The 15,210-nt window shown below is 61.7% G+C and carries 19 protein-coding genes; 6 read left to right on the top strand and 13 right to left on the bottom strand.

From position 1 onward, the window contains the following. Window positions 1-634 (bottom strand): Y-family DNA polymerase (locus ACZY1F_RS19010; RefSeq protein ID WP_463943927.1); only part of this gene is annotated, 634 nt, incomplete at its 3' end. A gap of 50 nt (window positions 635-684) precedes the next feature. Then, window positions 685-1,116 (bottom strand): LexA family protein, encoded by a 432-nt coding sequence (locus ACZY1F_RS19005; RefSeq protein WP_463943925.1) that lies wholly within the window; start codon window positions 1,114-1,116, stop codon window positions 685-687. Window positions 1,117-1,793: 677 nt separating this feature from the next. Here ACZY1F_RS19005 and ACZY1F_RS19000 point away from each other — a divergent pair. After that, window positions 1,794-2,675: a coiled-coil domain-containing protein gene (locus ACZY1F_RS19000; protein WP_463943923.1), complete on the top strand. Its 882-nt coding sequence runs from the start codon at window positions 1,794-1,796 to the stop codon at window positions 2,673-2,675. 831 nt (window positions 2,676-3,506) lie between these two features. Here the strand turns inward: ACZY1F_RS19000 and ACZY1F_RS18995 are convergent. The 7 genes from ACZY1F_RS18995 to ACZY1F_RS18965 all read right to left on the bottom strand — a co-directional run bounded on the left by ACZY1F_RS18995 (window position 3,507) and on the right by ACZY1F_RS18965 (window position 9,063). Continuing rightward, entirely contained in the window at window positions 3,507-4,106 is a 600-nt protein-coding gene (locus ACZY1F_RS18995; RefSeq protein WP_463943921.1) for a recombinase family protein, read from the bottom strand. A gap of 989 nt (window positions 4,107-5,095) precedes the next feature. Next, a complete protein-coding gene (locus tag ACZY1F_RS18990; RefSeq protein WP_463943919.1) occupies window positions 5,096-5,758 on the bottom strand; it encodes an HNH endonuclease in 663 nt (220 codons plus the stop codon). A 175-nt stretch (window positions 5,759-5,933) separates the two neighbouring features. Beyond that, complete coding sequence (locus ACZY1F_RS18985; RefSeq protein WP_463943917.1) at window positions 5,934-6,419, bottom strand: hypothetical protein; 486 nt, start codon at window positions 6,417-6,419, stop codon at window positions 5,934-5,936. A gap of 137 nt (window positions 6,420-6,556) precedes the next feature. Further along, window positions 6,557-8,035 (bottom strand): ThiF family adenylyltransferase, encoded by a 1,479-nt coding sequence (locus ACZY1F_RS18980; RefSeq protein ID WP_463943916.1) that lies wholly within the window; start codon window positions 8,033-8,035, stop codon window positions 6,557-6,559. A gap of 1 nt (window position 8,036) precedes the next feature. Further along, window positions 8,037-8,417 carry a hypothetical protein gene (locus ACZY1F_RS18975; RefSeq protein ID WP_463943915.1) on the bottom strand — a complete coding sequence of 127 codons (381 nt, stop codon included), beginning with the start codon at window positions 8,415-8,417 and terminating at the stop codon, window positions 8,037-8,039. Further along, window positions 8,414-8,842: a hypothetical protein gene (locus tag ACZY1F_RS18970; protein ID WP_463943913.1), complete on the bottom strand. Its 429-nt coding sequence runs from the start codon at window positions 8,840-8,842 to the stop codon at window positions 8,414-8,416. The genes ACZY1F_RS18975 and ACZY1F_RS18970 overlap by 4 nt, the downstream gene beginning before the upstream one ends. Window positions 8,843-8,907: 65 nt before the next feature. Further along, window positions 8,908-9,063 carry a hypothetical protein gene (locus ACZY1F_RS18965; protein ID WP_463943911.1) on the bottom strand — a complete coding sequence of 52 codons (156 nt, stop codon included), beginning with the start codon at window positions 9,061-9,063 and terminating at the stop codon, window positions 8,908-8,910. Between the two features lie 280 nt (window positions 9,064-9,343). Between ACZY1F_RS18965 and ACZY1F_RS18960 the strand changes: the two genes are divergently transcribed. Together ACZY1F_RS18960 and ACZY1F_RS18955 are read left to right on the top strand one after the other, a co-directional pair. After that, window positions 9,344-9,559, top strand: a complete 216-nt coding sequence (locus ACZY1F_RS18960; protein ID WP_463943940.1) for a type II toxin-antitoxin system RelE/ParE family toxin — start codon at window positions 9,344-9,346, stop codon at window positions 9,557-9,559. Window positions 9,560-9,575: 16 nt separating this feature from the next. Further along, entirely contained in the window at window positions 9,576-10,658 is a 1,083-nt protein-coding gene (locus tag ACZY1F_RS18955) for a HigA family addiction module antitoxin (protein ID WP_463943909.1), read from the top strand. Between the two features lie 468 nt (window positions 10,659-11,126). Here the strand turns inward: ACZY1F_RS18955 and ACZY1F_RS18950 are convergent, their stop codons facing one another. The 4 genes from ACZY1F_RS18950 to ACZY1F_RS18935 form a co-directional block, all read right to left on the bottom strand. Further along, window positions 11,127-11,441 carry a hypothetical protein gene (locus ACZY1F_RS18950; RefSeq protein ID WP_463943908.1) on the bottom strand — a complete coding sequence of 105 codons (315 nt, stop codon included), beginning with the start codon at window positions 11,439-11,441 and terminating at the stop codon, window positions 11,127-11,129. Next, window positions 11,422-11,754, bottom strand: coding sequence for a hypothetical protein (locus ACZY1F_RS18945; RefSeq protein WP_463943906.1), 333 nt, complete (start codon window positions 11,752-11,754; stop codon window positions 11,422-11,424). Before ACZY1F_RS18945 ends, ACZY1F_RS18950 begins: the two co-directional genes overlap by 20 nt. A 188-nt stretch (window positions 11,755-11,942) precedes the next feature. Then, on the bottom strand, window positions 11,943-12,956 hold the full coding sequence (locus ACZY1F_RS18940) for an ATP-dependent DNA ligase (protein WP_463943905.1): 1,014 nt from the start codon (window positions 12,954-12,956) through the stop codon (window positions 11,943-11,945). 27 nt (window positions 12,957-12,983) lie between these two features. Continuing rightward, window positions 12,984-13,277, bottom strand: coding sequence for a hypothetical protein (locus tag ACZY1F_RS18935; RefSeq protein ID WP_463943903.1), 294 nt, complete (start codon window positions 13,275-13,277; stop codon window positions 12,984-12,986). Between the two features lie 521 nt (window positions 13,278-13,798). On the opposite strand from ACZY1F_RS18935, the gene ACZY1F_RS18930 reads away from it, so the two are divergent. The 3 genes from ACZY1F_RS18930 (at window position 13,799) to ACZY1F_RS18920 (ending at window position 14,591) form a co-directional block, all read left to right on the top strand. After that, window positions 13,799-14,230: a hypothetical protein gene (locus ACZY1F_RS18930; protein ID WP_463943901.1), complete on the top strand. Its 432-nt coding sequence runs from the start codon at window positions 13,799-13,801 to the stop codon at window positions 14,228-14,230. A gap of 86 nt (window positions 14,231-14,316) precedes the next feature. Further along, the gene (locus ACZY1F_RS18925) at window positions 14,317-14,469 is read left to right on the top strand and encodes a hypothetical protein (protein ID WP_463943900.1); all 153 of its coding nucleotides are present in this window, start codon (window positions 14,317-14,319) and stop codon (window positions 14,467-14,469) included. Then, window positions 14,454-14,591: a hypothetical protein gene (locus ACZY1F_RS18920; protein WP_463943898.1), complete on the top strand. Its 138-nt coding sequence runs from the start codon at window positions 14,454-14,456 to the stop codon at window positions 14,589-14,591. The genes ACZY1F_RS18925 and ACZY1F_RS18920 overlap by 16 nt, the downstream gene beginning before the upstream one ends. Window positions 14,592-15,210 lie beyond the last annotated feature (619 nt).

Below are 15,210 nucleotides of genomic sequence, written 5' to 3'. Positions count from 1 at the left end.
AGAAGATTCCCATCGAGTTCAGGCGTTTGGTCAGCCGGGTCGCGACGCCCCAGATCTCGATGACGGAGAGCCGGCCCATGAGCCCTTCGCGTTCCTGAGCGGGGATGGAGTCCCAGTGGCAGACCCCGCCGAAGCCAGGGTTATTCTTCGCCCACTTGTTCGCCAGCTTCGCCAACGTCTTGGTGGCGGCGATCCCGACGCAGACAGGCACGCCGACGTTCCGCCGGACAGCAGCCTTCATTGCCCGGCCGAGGGTGAGGAGTTCGTCGGGGGTGCCTTTGACGCCGAGGAAGGCCTCGTCGATGCTGTAGACCTCCAGCCAGGCCGAGTACCGGCCCAGCAGTTCCATGACCCGGGCGCTGATGTCCCCGTACAGCTCGTAGTTGCTGGACAGGGCGACCAGTCCCCATTCCTTGGCCCGGGGTGCGAGTTTGAACCAGGGCTCGCCCATGGGGATGCCGAGGGCTTTGGCTTCGGGGGAGCGGGTGACGGCGCAGCCATCGTTGTTGGATAGCACAATGACGGGCTTGCCCTCCAGGGACGGGTCGAACGCTCGCTCCGCGGAGGCGTAGAAGCAGTTCACGTCCACGTGCGCGATCTGCGGCATGTGCCGCATCAGCGCCGGCTTAGACATCCCACACCCCGGACAGGGTGCAAGGTTCGCGTTTAACGGAAGAACGGGTACTAGACATGGTGCAGGCACCTGGTGGCGACACCCCAGATGACCAGGTCTGACAGGGCCGGCACCCGGATGTCCGGATAGGAGGGGTTCTCGGCCTGGAGCACCACGCCGGCGGCGGTGATCCGCAGCCGTTTGATCGTCAGTTCCCCGTCCACAACGGCGATGACCACGCACCCGTCGCGCGGCTCCAGTGCCCGGTTCACGATCAGTTCGTCGCCGTCACTGATCCCGGCGCGTTCCATCGAGTCCCCGGAGACGCGCACGACGTAGGTGCTGGTGATGTCTTTGATCAGGTGTTCGTTCAGGTCGATCCGGCCATCAAAGTAGTCCTGCGCCGGCGACGGGTACCCCGCCGCGACCGGCACCGGGGAGATCAGCACCGACAACAAAGAGACTCCCGCGTCTATCACGCGGGGACCGACAATAACGCCCACAACACACCTTTATTCGAATATATGTTCGATTTCTTTAGTGTACTCGCAGGCTCGGACATTCCTCATCCATACCGGATTTGCAGCCTACGCAGGGAGGGCCGGGGTCTGTGCGGACGGGGCGGGTTGTACCCAATGGGGACTGCTTTGAGCTCCGCGGAGGGCTCCACCTGCCCGCCAGTGGGCACAACCCATCAGTCCGGGTTCCGCTGCGCATCAACCGGTGTTCGGGCGTCCGCTGGCGCGGCCGGCTGTTGGGTCCAGGGTGCGCCGTCGCCACGGGAACCATTCTCGGAAAACTCGGACCGCATGTGGCGGCAGCTGTGCAGTGCAGACGGCTTTGAACATTTTGTGCAGACCACTTCGAAAACTGACACGTCTGCTCACGGGAGCTGGCGTCACTACCGTTTCATATTTAGTTATGTATTTCGTATTTCGTTATGTTTCATCTTTCAGACGAAAACGAAAGGCTGTATCATGAAGTCATGAGTGAAAATATGGTCGAAGTAGCAGCGCGGCTTTGCCGCTTTCCGGGATGTCAGCGGCCCGCGATGGCATCAGATGCGGGCACGGGCAGGCCCCCTGAATACTGCGATGACCCCTCTCATAACCGCGCTTCAGCGTGGCGCGCACGTCAACGCACCGGCGAGGACAACGCCCGAGAGCCGGAGACGCGCCCCGTGGATTCCGCACGCCAGCGGGCCAGTGAGATCACCGGCCAGGTAAGCGGGATGATTGAGCACCTGGGCCAGCAGTTGACCGCACTCGTGGAAGAGCTGCGAACGGTGGGGGACCCAGGGGCAGCCGAAGCCCAGATCGAATCGGTGGCAAGTGAGGCGGCCGAGCAGGTAGCGGCCGCGAACGCGAGGGCCACCCGGGCCGAGCAGGCTAAACGCCGCGCGGAGGCCGATAAGGAAGAAGCCGACGCGGCCGCCGAGGAAGCAGTCCGAACCGGCGAGCAACTCACCCAGGATCTCGCGGGCGTCCAGGAGGAACTGGCCGCTGCGCAGACTAGGGAAGACCAGCTGGCCCGGGACCTCGAGCAAGCCCAGGCATCGGCTGCCGCTGAACGACAAGAAGCCGAAACAGAGATTGCCGGTCTGCGGACCGACGTGGACGCTGTCCGTGTGCGACTGAACCAGGCTGAACAGGAACGCGACGCCGCCATCGAACGGGCCGGTGCAGAGGAGAAGGCACGTGTTGAAGCAGAGCGGCGTGCCGCAGCAGCGGAAAGCCGCGCGGAGGCACAAACCGCACGTGCTGAACGCGAGGAAGCCGCCGCCTCGGAGGCACGTGACCAGCTGGCCGGCGCCCGGGCCGACGTTGAGGCAGCCCGTGAAGCGGTTGCCGGGATGCGCAGCACCGCGGCAACACTGACGGCCGAACGAGATGCTGCCCGAGCTGACGTGGAACGTGAACGCAGCCACGGAGAGCAACGCGTCAAAGACCTCCACGAAACCTACAAGGGCCAAATCACCCAGCTACGCGATGAACTAACCCAGGCCCGCGTGGCGGAGACCAGACAACGAAGGCCGCGACCACGAGCCGACGGAGAAAATTAGCCGGGGAGGCAGCGCCAGCGGCGAGTGTTGTCGGGCAGCCCCCATGAGAGCCGGGTTTCTCTGAGATATCGTGGGGACGGTCAGCATGGATGTGCTCGTGGGAATACAAAGCAAGCCAGCAACGGTTGTTAGCGGTATGGCACTCAATCCGCATTGCGGTGTTAAAGAAGTAGTGGCCCAGCTGGAACTGGACCACTACCGGTAGGGCTAGCTGAAAAGCCGGTCCTTGATTGTCACAGATACAAGATGCAAGAAAGCCGCGAAGAGGTTTACGTACAGTCCAAACTCCGTAACCGCTCCGCGGCTTCTTGCGTTTCCACAGAAGATTTCCTGACATGCTTTCCCAAGCGCACCACCCCCTCTCCCGGATAGGGCCGCAATACGGCCAGCTGTCCAAGCCTCGGAGAGACTGCAACGCCGCCCAGAAGACCTGGGGCGTTAGAAAGTTAACGCGAACCCCGGACGAGTAATTTCCGAAACCGTGCTTCGGCGTTTCATTGCCCGCCTCTTTGGGCTTCTTGGGTGGCTAATGGGTGGCTACCCACCGGTAGCCCGTAAGGCGTTCGGGCAGAGAAGCGGGCAGCTGTGGCCGAGGCAATCGCCCAAGAACGGGAACGCATCATCGAAGTGCAGGCCCAGTCGCTACGCATGCTCGAAGCGCCCAAAAACCTTGGCCTGAACACCACTGAAGCGGTGCGGTCAGAGGCCCTTTCCTCTAATGCTGATAAGCACCTGAAAATGTCCACCGTTTCCTCGGAGGGAGAGCAGAAACATCAGCAACGCCACGACCAACGTTCCACCGTAGGTCAGGGAAAACTCAACGTTTCCGCCTCAAAGGGCATTATCGGTTACCAGGTAAGCGGCGGAGGAGCGGGGTGGCAGGTGCCGGTAAAGGGTGGTGCGTTTCAGCCCGGTCTTGGCAGTGATCTCCTTCATGGAGAAGCCTTTGTCCCGCAGCAAGGCGGCGTGTTCGAGCTTATCGGCATCGATCACGGAAGGCCGTCCCGTACGCCGGCCGTTGGCAGATGCCACCGCCCGGGCATGTGAGGCCCGTTCTGCCGCGTAGGTCCGTTCCATCTCCGCGAAGAGTGCCAGCAGGACAACCGCTAGCTGAGCCATCGGACTGTTCGGGTTGGAAGTGTCGATAGGAAGGGGATCAGCCAAGGTGCGGACTCCGACGCCGCGTTCCTTCAGTTCGTGGACCAGGTTCAGGGTGTCCCGCACTGTGCGCCCCAGCCGGTCCAGCGTATGGACCACGAGCACGTCTCCGGCTCTGGCGTGACGTAACGCGTCGTGGAGCCCCGCGCGATCCCTTGTGGCGCCGGACTTCTTATCTGAGAAGATCGTCTCGATGCCGGCGGCCGCCAAGGCATCCAACTGCCGGGCGAGGTCTTGCTTCACCGTTGATACACGCGCATAACCAATCTGCATGCCTAAACCGTACCGAAAGTTGTCCCTGTGACAGGTGATTGTGGCGGGAGTTTTGGAACAACATACGGGACAGCCAGATTACGCGGCGTTTAGACGATCCCGACCCGCGGGGGAGTGTCCCACTAGGAGTGTCCCGGTTCTAAGGAAGTGGGACACGTTTGTTCGATTATCCGTTGAGCCTTTCATCAGCGGTTCGCAACAGAAGGACCGACGGACAGTCGAGGATGAAGGCATGAGTTCACAAATGCCGATTGCTATCCGAGCCACTGCATCGTGGAAGATACGTCGGTGGCTGAAGAGTCGTTATCGCAGCATTCGATATGACGCGCGATTCGCCGACGGGCGCGAGGAGTATGGCGTCGACTTGAACGCCGTCCTCCAGGGAGCCCACTTCCCCGCGGACTACTGGAGCACGGTAAACGGTGCAGACCATGCGTGCCCGGAAGAAGGTGCCGGAGCCTGGGTCGACTACCCCTACGGACGACCGCTCTGACCAGCCCCCCGGTGCATTGGGGGAGTGCCCCACAAAGAGTGTCCCGGTTCAAAGGAAGCGGGACATTCCTGTTCCATTGTTCGTGAGGGGCCGTCTAGGGGATGTTGCCTGCTGGACGGGACGACAAGGGACCAGCTATATGGGGCTCGGGCGGAAGTTCTCTAAGCAGTGAGCCAGTGCCTCTTGAAAGCCTTCTACTTCAACCAGCGTGGATTTGCGGCTTGGCCCGTGGGGAACGGATGCGACCTCAAAATCCCGGGGGTGTTCGTAGCCAGGATGAAGCCGACTTGCGCCCCATCGCTGCGGCAGACGCGCCATTCCCCTTCATCCTGGCGTTCCGCATGCCCGGGGAAATTAGGGTTCGTTGACCATGTGAGTTCTTCTGGGTTTTCGTTCATAACTTCATGGTGATCCTGGCCAGCCCAACTCCGCTGATTTCGACACGCGGGCGCCATAGCGGCGGGTGGACTGGAGTGCACGGCCCCGAAGGCAACGATCATGTGGGCGTGAGCGGCGTCGTCCATTCTTCGCCAAAGGCGCCCCTGGGCCGGCCTGTCGCCTGCTCCAGCTCCCAGGCCGGAGTTACGTAGGGCGAATGGAGGTGCGTCCAGCCTGTCTCAGGCGGACGGGCGATGCCTCTGGCTTTGTATTCTCGTGTCGCCGTTCGCAACATCTGACGATAGTCCGCGACTGCAATCAGTTCAGCGCTGAAGTCGCGGTGGGCTGTGTTGCAGTGAAGATGCGTGAGACGGACATTGCCCCACACGTTCAAATGGGAGGCATCGTATTTTGGATCGTAACGGCGAAGAGGAACTATGTGGTCGGGGCTGGCCATTCCTGGGTGATTCTTACGAAGATGGATCTCCACGCTGAGTCCGCATACCTGACAGATATTTCCGTCCCGACGCCACAACATAAGCGCGACTTTTCGCGTGTTTGAGGGTATTTTCTCGTGGTCCAAAGGCCGTTCCCAAGCGGCCCACAGTTCATCAGTCATCTCGTTGTTGGGTATCAAGAGTTCCGGCGGATCTTGCCACGGCCCATGGGGCTTTCGCGGTGTCTTTCGTCGGGGTCCACCCATGGAAGGCGGCAGCACCGCCAACTGTTCTTCCGTAAGTTCAAAAGATCTCAGCGCCGGCTGCTCGTCTGACTCGGTCATTTTCGCTCCTGCGCCAGTGGATTAGTGGTGCAACCCTATCCAGAACAACCGGTACCGGCGCGACTGTGGCGATGCTAGGTCCTGGTCTCCAAAACAGCCAGAACCTGGCGTGCCGCGTCGAGATGGCCGTTAGCGCCGGATCCTGTTCCATTGTTCGCGACGGGCCGGAGCCTTTCTATGGAAGTTTGGGCTGTTGCCAGGTTCCGTAGACAACATGGTGGTCCTTGCGTGATAGGAGCTCCACCGCTGGCCTCATACGAGTAATGGCTTCGCGGTCCCGAAGCCCGTCGAGACTCATCTCAAAGTCCCAGGCTTCCCGTTGGTTCCGGTCAAGGATGAAAGGAAACGCTGGCTCCCTTGAGGCGCTGGGGGCTTGGAACAGAGACTGGATCCCGCCTCCCCCATGAGAGGCCGGGATTGCCTGAATGGGAGAGTTTCTGCGCTCGACGTGCCAGAAGGCATAGACAATCTGTGTGGCGTGGTTGCCTCTGTTGGCGACTTCGACGCTGAAGGAGGTTTTGTCCCGCTCAGCCGTTCCCAAGCCGCCCAGCCATTGTCTTCCAGAGACCGTGACGATGGGGCGATCCCAGCGCCAAGTCCGCCAGGCCACGAAAAGCGCCAGTAGAAACGCCGCCGTGGAAACAATCTCTGAGTAGCCCATGAGGCAATTATGTCTGGGCAATGCGCGGCAGCTAGCACCGTCTCAGTTCCAAGGAAGTGGGACGGCGCTGGTTATCTGATGGCAGGGGAATCCTCCCTGCAAACGCAACGTAAACGCCCGCTACACACCAACTGGCTCTAGTGGAGGCGGCTGATCGCGCGCATCAGTATCTGTTCGCTGACGGCAAGTGCGCGCAATCGGAGAGACACTCGGCGGGATTTCCGTTCGTCCACGGTGCGGCGCCAGGCGTCCTGGTGGTCAGTCAGTGGAGTGCGGTTGTCTGCGCTCGTCGTCTCGTACTCGTAGGGGCAGTGTGCGCCGGTAGTTGCTGGAGAGTGCTCAAGTTCGTGGTGTGCGAGCATGTAGCGCAATGGGGCGGGAACGCCCCGGCCTCCGGGGTGAGCAGCCAGGCTGACGAACTGGGCGAGCAGTGCCGCGCTCACGCTCGCAGAAAGGGCCGCGACGTTCTGCCGTGTCTGTTTCGTGTGTCCGGCGCCCGCGATGTACTTCGGATCATCCAGCAGCCCCTGCCGGTCGAGGGTGGCTTCGCCGACATCGAGTTGCCCGAGGCAGAGCATGCAGGGGCGCCCCGGGACGAGAGTGTGTGAGCGCCAGATTCCGCTGCGGAGACGCCCGTCGGGGAAGGCGTCGAGAGCGATCCCGCCATCGATGACGGGAATGAGGTCGGCGTACGCCAACGAGTTCAGCACCGCGCGAGCCCACGGGCGGTCGACGCAGGAAATGACGATGTCGTAGTCGAGAGCTACGCGAAACCCCTCGGGATCGGTGATGCTCATTTCGTGAGAAACCGCTCTAAACGATTTCGCCGTCGCGGCAGAATTCATTAGGCGGGCTGCGACGGCGACTTTTGATCGGCCGAGTGCTGCGTCGAGCCGAGTTGCCCCGATCATGCGATCCAGGTTTACAGTTTCGACTGCATCGAAGTCCATCACCCCGACCTGGGCGAGCCCGGTCGCGGCGAGTCGTTGAGCAACGTCAAGGCCAACGCTTCCACAACCTACAACGAGCACACGGAGCCTTGAGATAGAAGCCTGCGAGCGGTGACCCCACGAGGAAACTGTGCGCACCTGTGAGGCAGTAACGGCCGGTATTGGTCTGAGCGCGTTGTTCCAGGTGACAGAGAACTTGGGCGATACCGAACGCACCGACTCCGCCCAGGTCGGCTTCATGCGGTCGAACCAGAGTCTGGCGGACCAGGCTTTGTCATGCCCGGCGAGTGTCATCCCCAGGAGCGGCATCTTGGTGAACCCTCGGGCGACGCGCTCGTAGTCGGACTCGGTGTCATGGTCCATTCCGCTGAGGTGCTGCCAGCCATTACCGCCAGGGTGGGAGTGCAGCAGCACCAGGCCCTCGCCACGTGCCTGGGCCTCTGTGGCGGCACGTATCACATAGGTGCTAGTGAATGACGCGTTCCCGTGCACCAGGCGGTCGCCATTGCCCGGAAGGACTACCGACCTGATGACTGCAGTAGTCCGTTCGTTGCCCGTGGAGAAGGTGTAGGTGGCGGCGAGTACGTCCTCTTGGCCGTCCTCGCGGATCAGGTGCTTGAGCATCGCGGTCTCGGCCTCGCCCGTCATGGCTACGGAGTAGCGCATATCAGGCCGCCATCGGGGTCGCGAGCGAGATGAAACCACGCACATGCCGGAGCCAGGCGAGAGCTGGAGACACTGATGTGTCAGTAAGGTTGAACTCGCGAGAATGACGCTTCCACCCCGCCGGGCAGTCGGTCTCGTCCATGTTGGTTTCGGCGAAGGCGACTGAGTCGGGCAGGTGCACCCAGTGCGGTGGGGTCAGAGGCCAGCCTTGCACCTCCGAGAGGCTCACGCCGGTCGAGATGTTCTGGCCAGCCAGAGCTCCTCCGATCGCCATGACCTCGTACATCAGCCGGTTCTCTTCGGCTCTCACCGGGGCACCGACGGAGGCCATGTCATCCATGAAACGTTGTGCCTGCATGCTCAGCGCAGGCAGGTCGCTCACGCGACACCACCGACGTGTTTGGCGGTCACGAACTCGTCGCCGTCCTTGATCTTGACGACGTCCGCATCGCGGAACGTCTCGCTGCCGCCCGTGGGGACGATCCGGGCGAGGTCGTAGCTTGCCGGGTCGACTCCTGCGAGCCGTAGGAGTGCGGCGGCTTCCTGGTCGTCGTCGAAGGACGTGTGAGGCTCGCCGTCGATCGTGAAGTGCACCTTCTGGCGAGTGGTGAACTTGTCTCCATCCTTCAAATTGACGATTTGCTCGTCTCGGATACGCTCCTCGATGCCGTGCTTGGTGGTGAGGAATAGGTCGTGGGTCTTCGGGTTGCGGCCAGCGAGCCGAAGCAGCGATGCTGCCTGCTGATCGTCGTCGGACGTCGGGTATCGCTTGCCGTCGATGTTGATGTGAAAAGTGGAGGTGGCCATGATGGCCTCCGTTCTGTGTAGAGAGTGTCGATTAGTGCAGGCGGCAGAGGCCGCCGGGTTGGGTGTTACTTTTCGTTGCGGACGCCCTTGTGCTGCTTAGTGCTTCCGTTGAGTACGCGACCCGTTTTGGTGTCGCGTTTGAACCAGGTCGTGCCGTGCTTGAATTCGCTGCGGCCCTTCACGGCACCTGTGCGGTGCCCTTTGCCGGTGTTCTTTGCCACTGCTTTCACCTCTCTTCCAGGGAGCTGGGCCGCATCTGTCTGCGGCACTCCCCTTAATATCTGTCTAAAGAGTATCACCCTTAAGGTGATTACGTGATGTTGGTCTGCATATTTCCAGCAGGCAACTAAGCTTGAGCGGTAATTTGCAGTGATATGGCACGGCAGCATCACCCTTAGGGTGATGACAAGGGGGCGCGTTGCGTGTAGACTTTGAGGACGAAGACCTCCGCCGGCTAGCGGAAGACGCAAGTTACGCACAAAGCAATGGGGCCCCGATGTCATCACTGCATATCGGAAGAAGATCCAGCTCCTCTACGCGGCAACCGACGAAAGGGACCTGCGAGCCATCCGGTCGCTGCATCTCGAGCAGCTGGCAGGCGACCGCAAGGGCCAATCTTCGATCCGAATAAATAACAAATTCCGGCTCATCCTGACCTTCGTAACTGAAGGTGACAGGGTGGCCGTGGTCATTGAATTAAGTAACCACTACCAATGAAGGGGAGGTGCCGGAGATGACTGCCGTACTCGCCGAAGCTTTTCCCGCAGGTGGATACCTGGCGGATGAACTAGAAGCGAGGGGATGGACTCAAGCTGAGTTTGCCGAGATTCTCGGACGTCCTCCACAGTTCGTATCCGAGATTGTTTCCGGAAAGAAGGAAATAACTAGGGAATCCGCTGCGCAGATAGGAGCTGCACTCGGCACCAGCGCCGAAATGTGGCTTAAGCTCCAGGACTCCTACTACCTGTGGAAGCAAAGGCAAAACCGGGGCGTTCAACGCCAACTTGAGGAAGTAAAGCTCCGGGCCCGTTCCAATGAACTGGCACCGGTCTCCATTCTGAAAAAAAGGGGTCTAATAACTGCGACAGACCCCCATGGCGAAGCTGAACAGCTTTGCGCCCTGTTCGGGATGACAAGCATTTTTGATGAGCCGCGTCTCCCCATGGCTGCTAGAAGGAGCAACCAGGACGAGGACGTAACCTCCATTCAGATGACGTGGCTCGCCTGCGCCTACCGAAAGGCGGAACAAAAGAGCGTTGGTCCTTTCAACGAATCTGGCCTTAACGAACTGGGCTCCAAGCTGAGTCAGCAAGTGAGGCAACCGGAAGCTTTTGCAGACCTGCCTCAAGCCTTCTCTTCCGTAGGAGTCCGGCTCGTCTACGTCGAAGCTTTCCCTTCAAGCAAAATTGACGGTGCCTCATTTCTACTTGACGACATGCCGGTCATTGCTCTTTCAGGGCGGGGACAGCGAATGGATAAAGTGCTCTTCACCCTTCTCCATGAGACAGCCCACGTTTCGCTCGACCACATCCGAAACGGTCTGGTGATCGACGACGCAGCAGAGGATGCGGAAGCCGCTGTGGAAGAAGAAGCAAACGCACTTGCCGCTTCGTGGGTGCAGCCTCACAAAATGCCCAAAGTTCCAGCGAGAGTGGGACAGGACTGGGTAAATTCCGTTGCAGACGCCAATGGCGTCCATCCAATTGTTGTGATCGGACAACTGCAAAATGCCGGCAAGCTGAACTGGCGAAGTGCCTTAGTTAAGGCAGCGCCATCCGTTACAGAACACCTTCAGACATGGGACAGCAACAGCTGAGCGTTGGCAGATTACCGAGCTGGAAGTCTGGATTCATGCGCTCCGTTAGGATGCAAAAGTGCAGTGATCGGCCCGGATCGATGGTTCCGCTGCGGCGGCGAATGGCCAAGTGATAGACGGGTGCTTTGGCTGAAGCCCGCTGTCGGGGCGATCTGACGATGCTGAGTCCTTGACGGTAAATCTGACACCCACTCCTGGGTTTACGCGCTTCCACTCGCACTTGATGGCGTCTTCGACTTCGCTGGAAGCATTGGCGAAATCGTCCGCAGCAACGTAGTCCCGCCGGTAGCTGAAGTCGGCAACACCGGGGGACATGACTCGGTCCCATCTCACCTTGCCAGCCGACACAAAGGCTCCGCGCCAGCCGGTAATCTCGAGCATAGCCGGGACCAGTTGTCAGTGATGCACTCCGGCAGTAACTGCCCATATCTCATCGCTGTTCGGCTCGCGCCCGAGTGTCGCCGGTGCCTAATAGCCATCGGCGATGGACTCCAGGAGCCACTGGGTGGAGAGCGGATCACGGCGCAGCGTGAACGTACGCAGCGCGGAGTTCGAGGCCAGGCCAACCTGGACCCGCCAGTATTCGACGCTCACCAAGTCACCGCTGCCCACTGCTGCCCGGCGTCTGGTGTCCCACCAGGACTCCCGGGCGAACCAGTGCACCGGATCGGCCATAACGGCCCATATGCGACCGTTATACCTCACCGCCAGGGGGTGCCCGGCAGGGGTGAACCGGACATCCACGGGGGTGTCCAGGGCTGTTTCACTTGCTGTTACTGTCACGGCCGGTCCGCTCTCCCAAATTCCTGTTCATCATTTCTTCCCGGCGCGTTACCGCCGAACTCCACACCCAGGTCCGATAGGTCACCGGACCGTCCTTCCACGTCACTTCCGCGGCTTTCGCCGTCCAGGCGTATACCTCGCCGTCTACCAGCTCCGCGCAGTTCGGGAACCGGATCCACGCTTTCACCGGGATCCCCGGGAACCCGTTCTTGGCCGGGAAATGCTCGAAATCGAGCTCTTCCACAGTCAGCCCGATTGGGCCGGCACGCCGCGCATACTGCGCTTGCAGCGCACTGGCTTGTTCCGGTCCCATAGCACAACCTTAGAACATATATTCGAATAGACACGCCAATAAAAAGCGGCCGGTTAAGCCGCAGATCTTCAGTATGGGGGAGGGGTCTGACAACGAACGGCTTGTACTCAATGGGGACAGCTTTGAGCTGTGCGGAGGGCTCCACCTGCCCCCAGTGGGCACAACCCGTCCAACGCGACTTACAGGGGTTACCGGTCTTGGATGTGCGGCGGGAGTTCGACGGCGGCGGGATCCAGCTCGGGTCTGACGCGCACGAAAGACAGAGGATGCCGGAACGACATGCCGGACCAGGCGACGTCGGCCGCGACTTCGACCACGAGCGGTTCGATCAGCGTTAGGTGCACCGGGCCTTTGTCCTTACTGAATCTGTTCAGCGAGGTTTCGCTGATCTCTTCGGGCCAGGGGTGCCCGGGCTGCCCTGGGCGGAGCTTGCGGCCCAGCTCGCGCCCTGCACGTGTTGAAAGGACTGTAGAGCGGCCGACGATCCGCAGCTGCCCATCAATGGGCAAGCCCGCGATGATCGCTTGGGGCTGCGTCAAGGGCCCTATGACGGCCGCGCAGACAACGTCCAGAACGTTCTTGTGCTTCAACTTCAACCAGGAGCGCGAGGCGTCATATGTCTGCGATCCTCCCTTGAAGACCAACCCTTCAATCCCTGTGGCGGGCAAGTCTTTCAGCCAAGTCTTGGCCAGTTCCGGGTCTGTGGTGGTGGGGGAGAGGGCCAGCGGGGCGGCCCATTCCCGGGCCAGTTCTTCGAGCAGCTGCCGGCGGCCGGCGAACGGGACGCCGCGGACGTCCTGCCCGGCGACGGCCAGAACATCGAAGGCCGCGAACGCGGCCGGCAACTCCTTCACCAGCGCCGGCAGAGCCGCCCTGGAGGCGACCATGCGCCGCTGCAGCGCCTCAAAGTCCAGCCGATCCCTATTCCAGATAACGGCTTCGCCGTCGAGGACGACACCGGGCGGGACCTGAGCCCCGAGGGCTGCGGCCAGGTCAGGCAGGACGCGTGTGAGCTCTTTGCCCTGACGGGACCAGAGCGTCACCCCGTCAAAATTTATGATGGCGATCGTCCGGTACCCGTCCCATTTGGGTTCCGCATAAATTACGCCTGGCAGCGCGCCGGGTGGCGGGAATGTCTTGACGAGTTTCGCCAGGGCAACAGCAACCGGTGGTTGCAGAGCCGGCGGGATGGACTCGCTCATGGGCCCAGCCTAAAGGACGGGCCGTTTCTAGCGCTGCGGGCCGTACTGGATGCCCTCGGCGGTGTACTTCTGGGTGTTCCTTATGGTCTCCGCCATGGCCCGTACGGACTGCGGGTCGTCCTGCCAGCGGCTGCCGTCCCCCGTGCAGGCATGGAACGACACGCCTGCTTCCGTGGCCGCCTGCTGCAGTTCGGCCCACGCTGCTTCCAGGTCTGCCAGCTGCGCGGGCGTCAGCGGCTCGCGTTCCGTGGCCACCACGACGGCGGAGGGCTCCGCTGCAGTTGGTTCCCGGCGCCGGGTGAAGAAGCTTCGCAGTCCCACAGTCCATCTCTCCTTCTGGCAAAGAATGTCCCGCCTGGGATTGGGGGAACCCAGGGGGGACCATTCCACCGTACCAACCCAGCCTGACACGTCCCAGTGAAGATGCATGCTCGCCGGGCTCGCCCTGGTTTCGCTGCGCTTCAACCAGGTAGACGGGCGTCCGCTTCGCGGCCGGCTGTTGGGCCCGGCCCCGACGTCGCAGAGCTCCGCCGTGTCCGGTCCTGTTTGTCTTCGACGTTTTTTGGTTGCTGTCCTTCGGATTCTAGGCGTCCGCTCCACCCGGTCTAGCCCCTGTCGTTCCTCCAGGGGCCTGCGGCGCAGGCATTTCCCTGCGGCGCTCCTTCGTCGCTGATTTCCTTCGGGAATTTCCCGCACCTTGCCCTCCCGGGTAGACAGGGCTCCGTCGGCCGCCGAGCAAGCGAGCTTGCCAGCAACCAAAAAACAACGGGGGAGAGGGGACGCTGGCCGGTCACCATTGGTCGCCCCACTCACCCAACTTCTCGGCAAGAAGGAGCAGCACCATGAACGCAATCACCATCAAGACGGTGACCACCGTGGACACCGGCGAAACGATCGACGGGGTTACCGTGCTGGGCGACTACCACATGAACGGCGGCTACGACTGGATGGAACTTATCGGCGAACACGGCTGGGCCGTGATACCCAGCTGGGGATGCGACGGCTGGGACCTGGGCCACTGGCCCTACGTTATGGTCGCCGGGATCCGCACCGCCGACGGCATCGGCAACCTGTTCGGCATGGCCACGTACTGCGAAGGCGACGTGAGCTGCACGTTCTATCGGACCAAGGCCCGGTTCTGGGAAGCGATCAGCGAACAGGCGTTCTACCAGTGGAAGAACGGACAGGCCCAAGGTCCGGCAGACCTGCCCGAAGCCGCCGCCGAACTGCCCAGCCGCTACCGGATTCCCTCCATGTACCAGGAAGCTGCCTAACCCTCAGCCGAACGGCCTTGCCGGGCGGACAGCCTCCGCCCGGCAAGGCCCCACCCCCACCGATCCACAGCTAAGGACCAAGAACGATGACCGAGACAAACCGAACCGCTGAAACCACCGCCCAGACCGTCGTGTTCCTCGAAACCCTGGCCGACCTCGTTGCGAAGTCCCCGGTGACCTACAGCCCGGAGGCCGCCCAAGACCTCGCCGCGACATCAGGGGCATGGCCGACGTCGTGACCAGCGACGCCCACGTGCACCCCTCACTGTTGGAGACAACCCGGCAGTACGCCGCGCTGGACTGGCACAACGAGATCGTGGCTGTCCTCTTCGCTGCGGAACACCGCTCCACGATGAACTAACAAGCAAAGGTACTCACTTACTCAGATACTCAAATGAGTAAGTGAGTACCCGGCTTTCTCGACAGACGGAACCTGAAAGTGTGCGGGCGGTCCGCCGCTGGTGGCCGGCCTGGTGGGTGGTTGCCGGCGGCGGACCGCCGTTCCCGCCGTTGGATCCGGGAGGGTCACGTGGTGCAGGCGGCAAGACTTCGGTGGGGCCGGCCTTGTGCGGGATCCGTGGGAACCAGGGCAAGGGCAGGCTCGCTGGGCTCGCCCTGGTTTCCGCTGCGCTTCAACCAGTGTTCGGGCGTCCGCTGCGCGGCCGGCTGCTGGGTGCTGCCGGTCCGTCGCAGAGCTCCTGCCCGTCATCACCTTTGTCTACGTCTTCGACGTTTTTTGGTTGCTGTCCTTCGGATTCTAGGCGTCCGCTCCACCCCGTCTAGCCCCTCCGTTCCTCCGGGGCCTGCGGCGGGTGAATTTCCCTCCGGCGCTCCTGCGTCGCTGATTTCCTCCGGGAATTTCCCCCACCTTGCCTGGCGGTAGACAGGGCTCCGTCGGCCGCCGAGCAAGCGAGCTTGCCAGCAACCAAAAAACAACGGGGGAGAGGGGAAGCTGGCCGGTCACCATTGGTCGCCCCACT

This window comes from Pseudarthrobacter xylosi (assembly GCF_055412765.1).
This window is presented reverse-complemented; position numbering and strand designations above follow the sequence as displayed.

Bases quoted from the DNA above. Each gene is read 5' to 3' on its own strand.
- ACZY1F_RS18995 (WP_463943921.1), bottom strand. From the start codon at position 4,106: ATGCAGATTGGTTATGCGCGTGTATCAACGGTGAAGCAAGACCTCGCC.
- ACZY1F_RS18990 (WP_463943919.1), bottom strand. From the start codon at position 5,758: ATGACCGAGTCAGACGAGCAGCCGGCGCTGAGATCTTTTGAACTTACG.
- ACZY1F_RS18985 (WP_463943917.1), bottom strand. From the start codon at position 6,419: ATGGGCTACTCAGAGATTGTTTCCACGGCGGCGTTTCTACTGGCGCTT.
- ACZY1F_RS18980 (WP_463943916.1), bottom strand. From the start codon at position 8,035: ATGCGCTACTCCGTAGCCATGACGGGCGAGGCCGAGACCGCGATGCTC.
- ACZY1F_RS18970 (WP_463943913.1), bottom strand. From the start codon at position 8,842: ATGGCCACCTCCACTTTTCACATCAACATCGACGGCAAGCGATACCCG.
- ACZY1F_RS18955 (WP_463943909.1), top strand. From the start codon at position 9,576: ATGACTGCCGTACTCGCCGAAGCTTTTCCCGCAGGTGGATACCTGGCG.
- ACZY1F_RS18945 (WP_463943906.1), bottom strand. From the start codon at position 11,754: ATGGGACCGGAACAAGCCAGTGCGCTGCAAGCGCAGTATGCGCGGCGT.
- ACZY1F_RS18940 (WP_463943905.1), bottom strand. From the start codon at position 12,956: ATGAGCGAGTCCATCCCGCCGGCTCTGCAACCACCGGTTGCTGTTGCC.
- ACZY1F_RS18930 (WP_463943901.1), top strand. From the start codon at position 13,799: ATGAACGCAATCACCATCAAGACGGTGACCACCGTGGACACCGGCGAA.
- ACZY1F_RS18925 (WP_463943900.1), top strand. From the start codon at position 14,317: ATGACCGAGACAAACCGAACCGCTGAAACCACCGCCCAGACCGTCGTG.
- ACZY1F_RS18920 (WP_463943898.1), top strand. From the start codon at position 14,454: ATGGCCGACGTCGTGACCAGCGACGCCCACGTGCACCCCTCACTGTTG.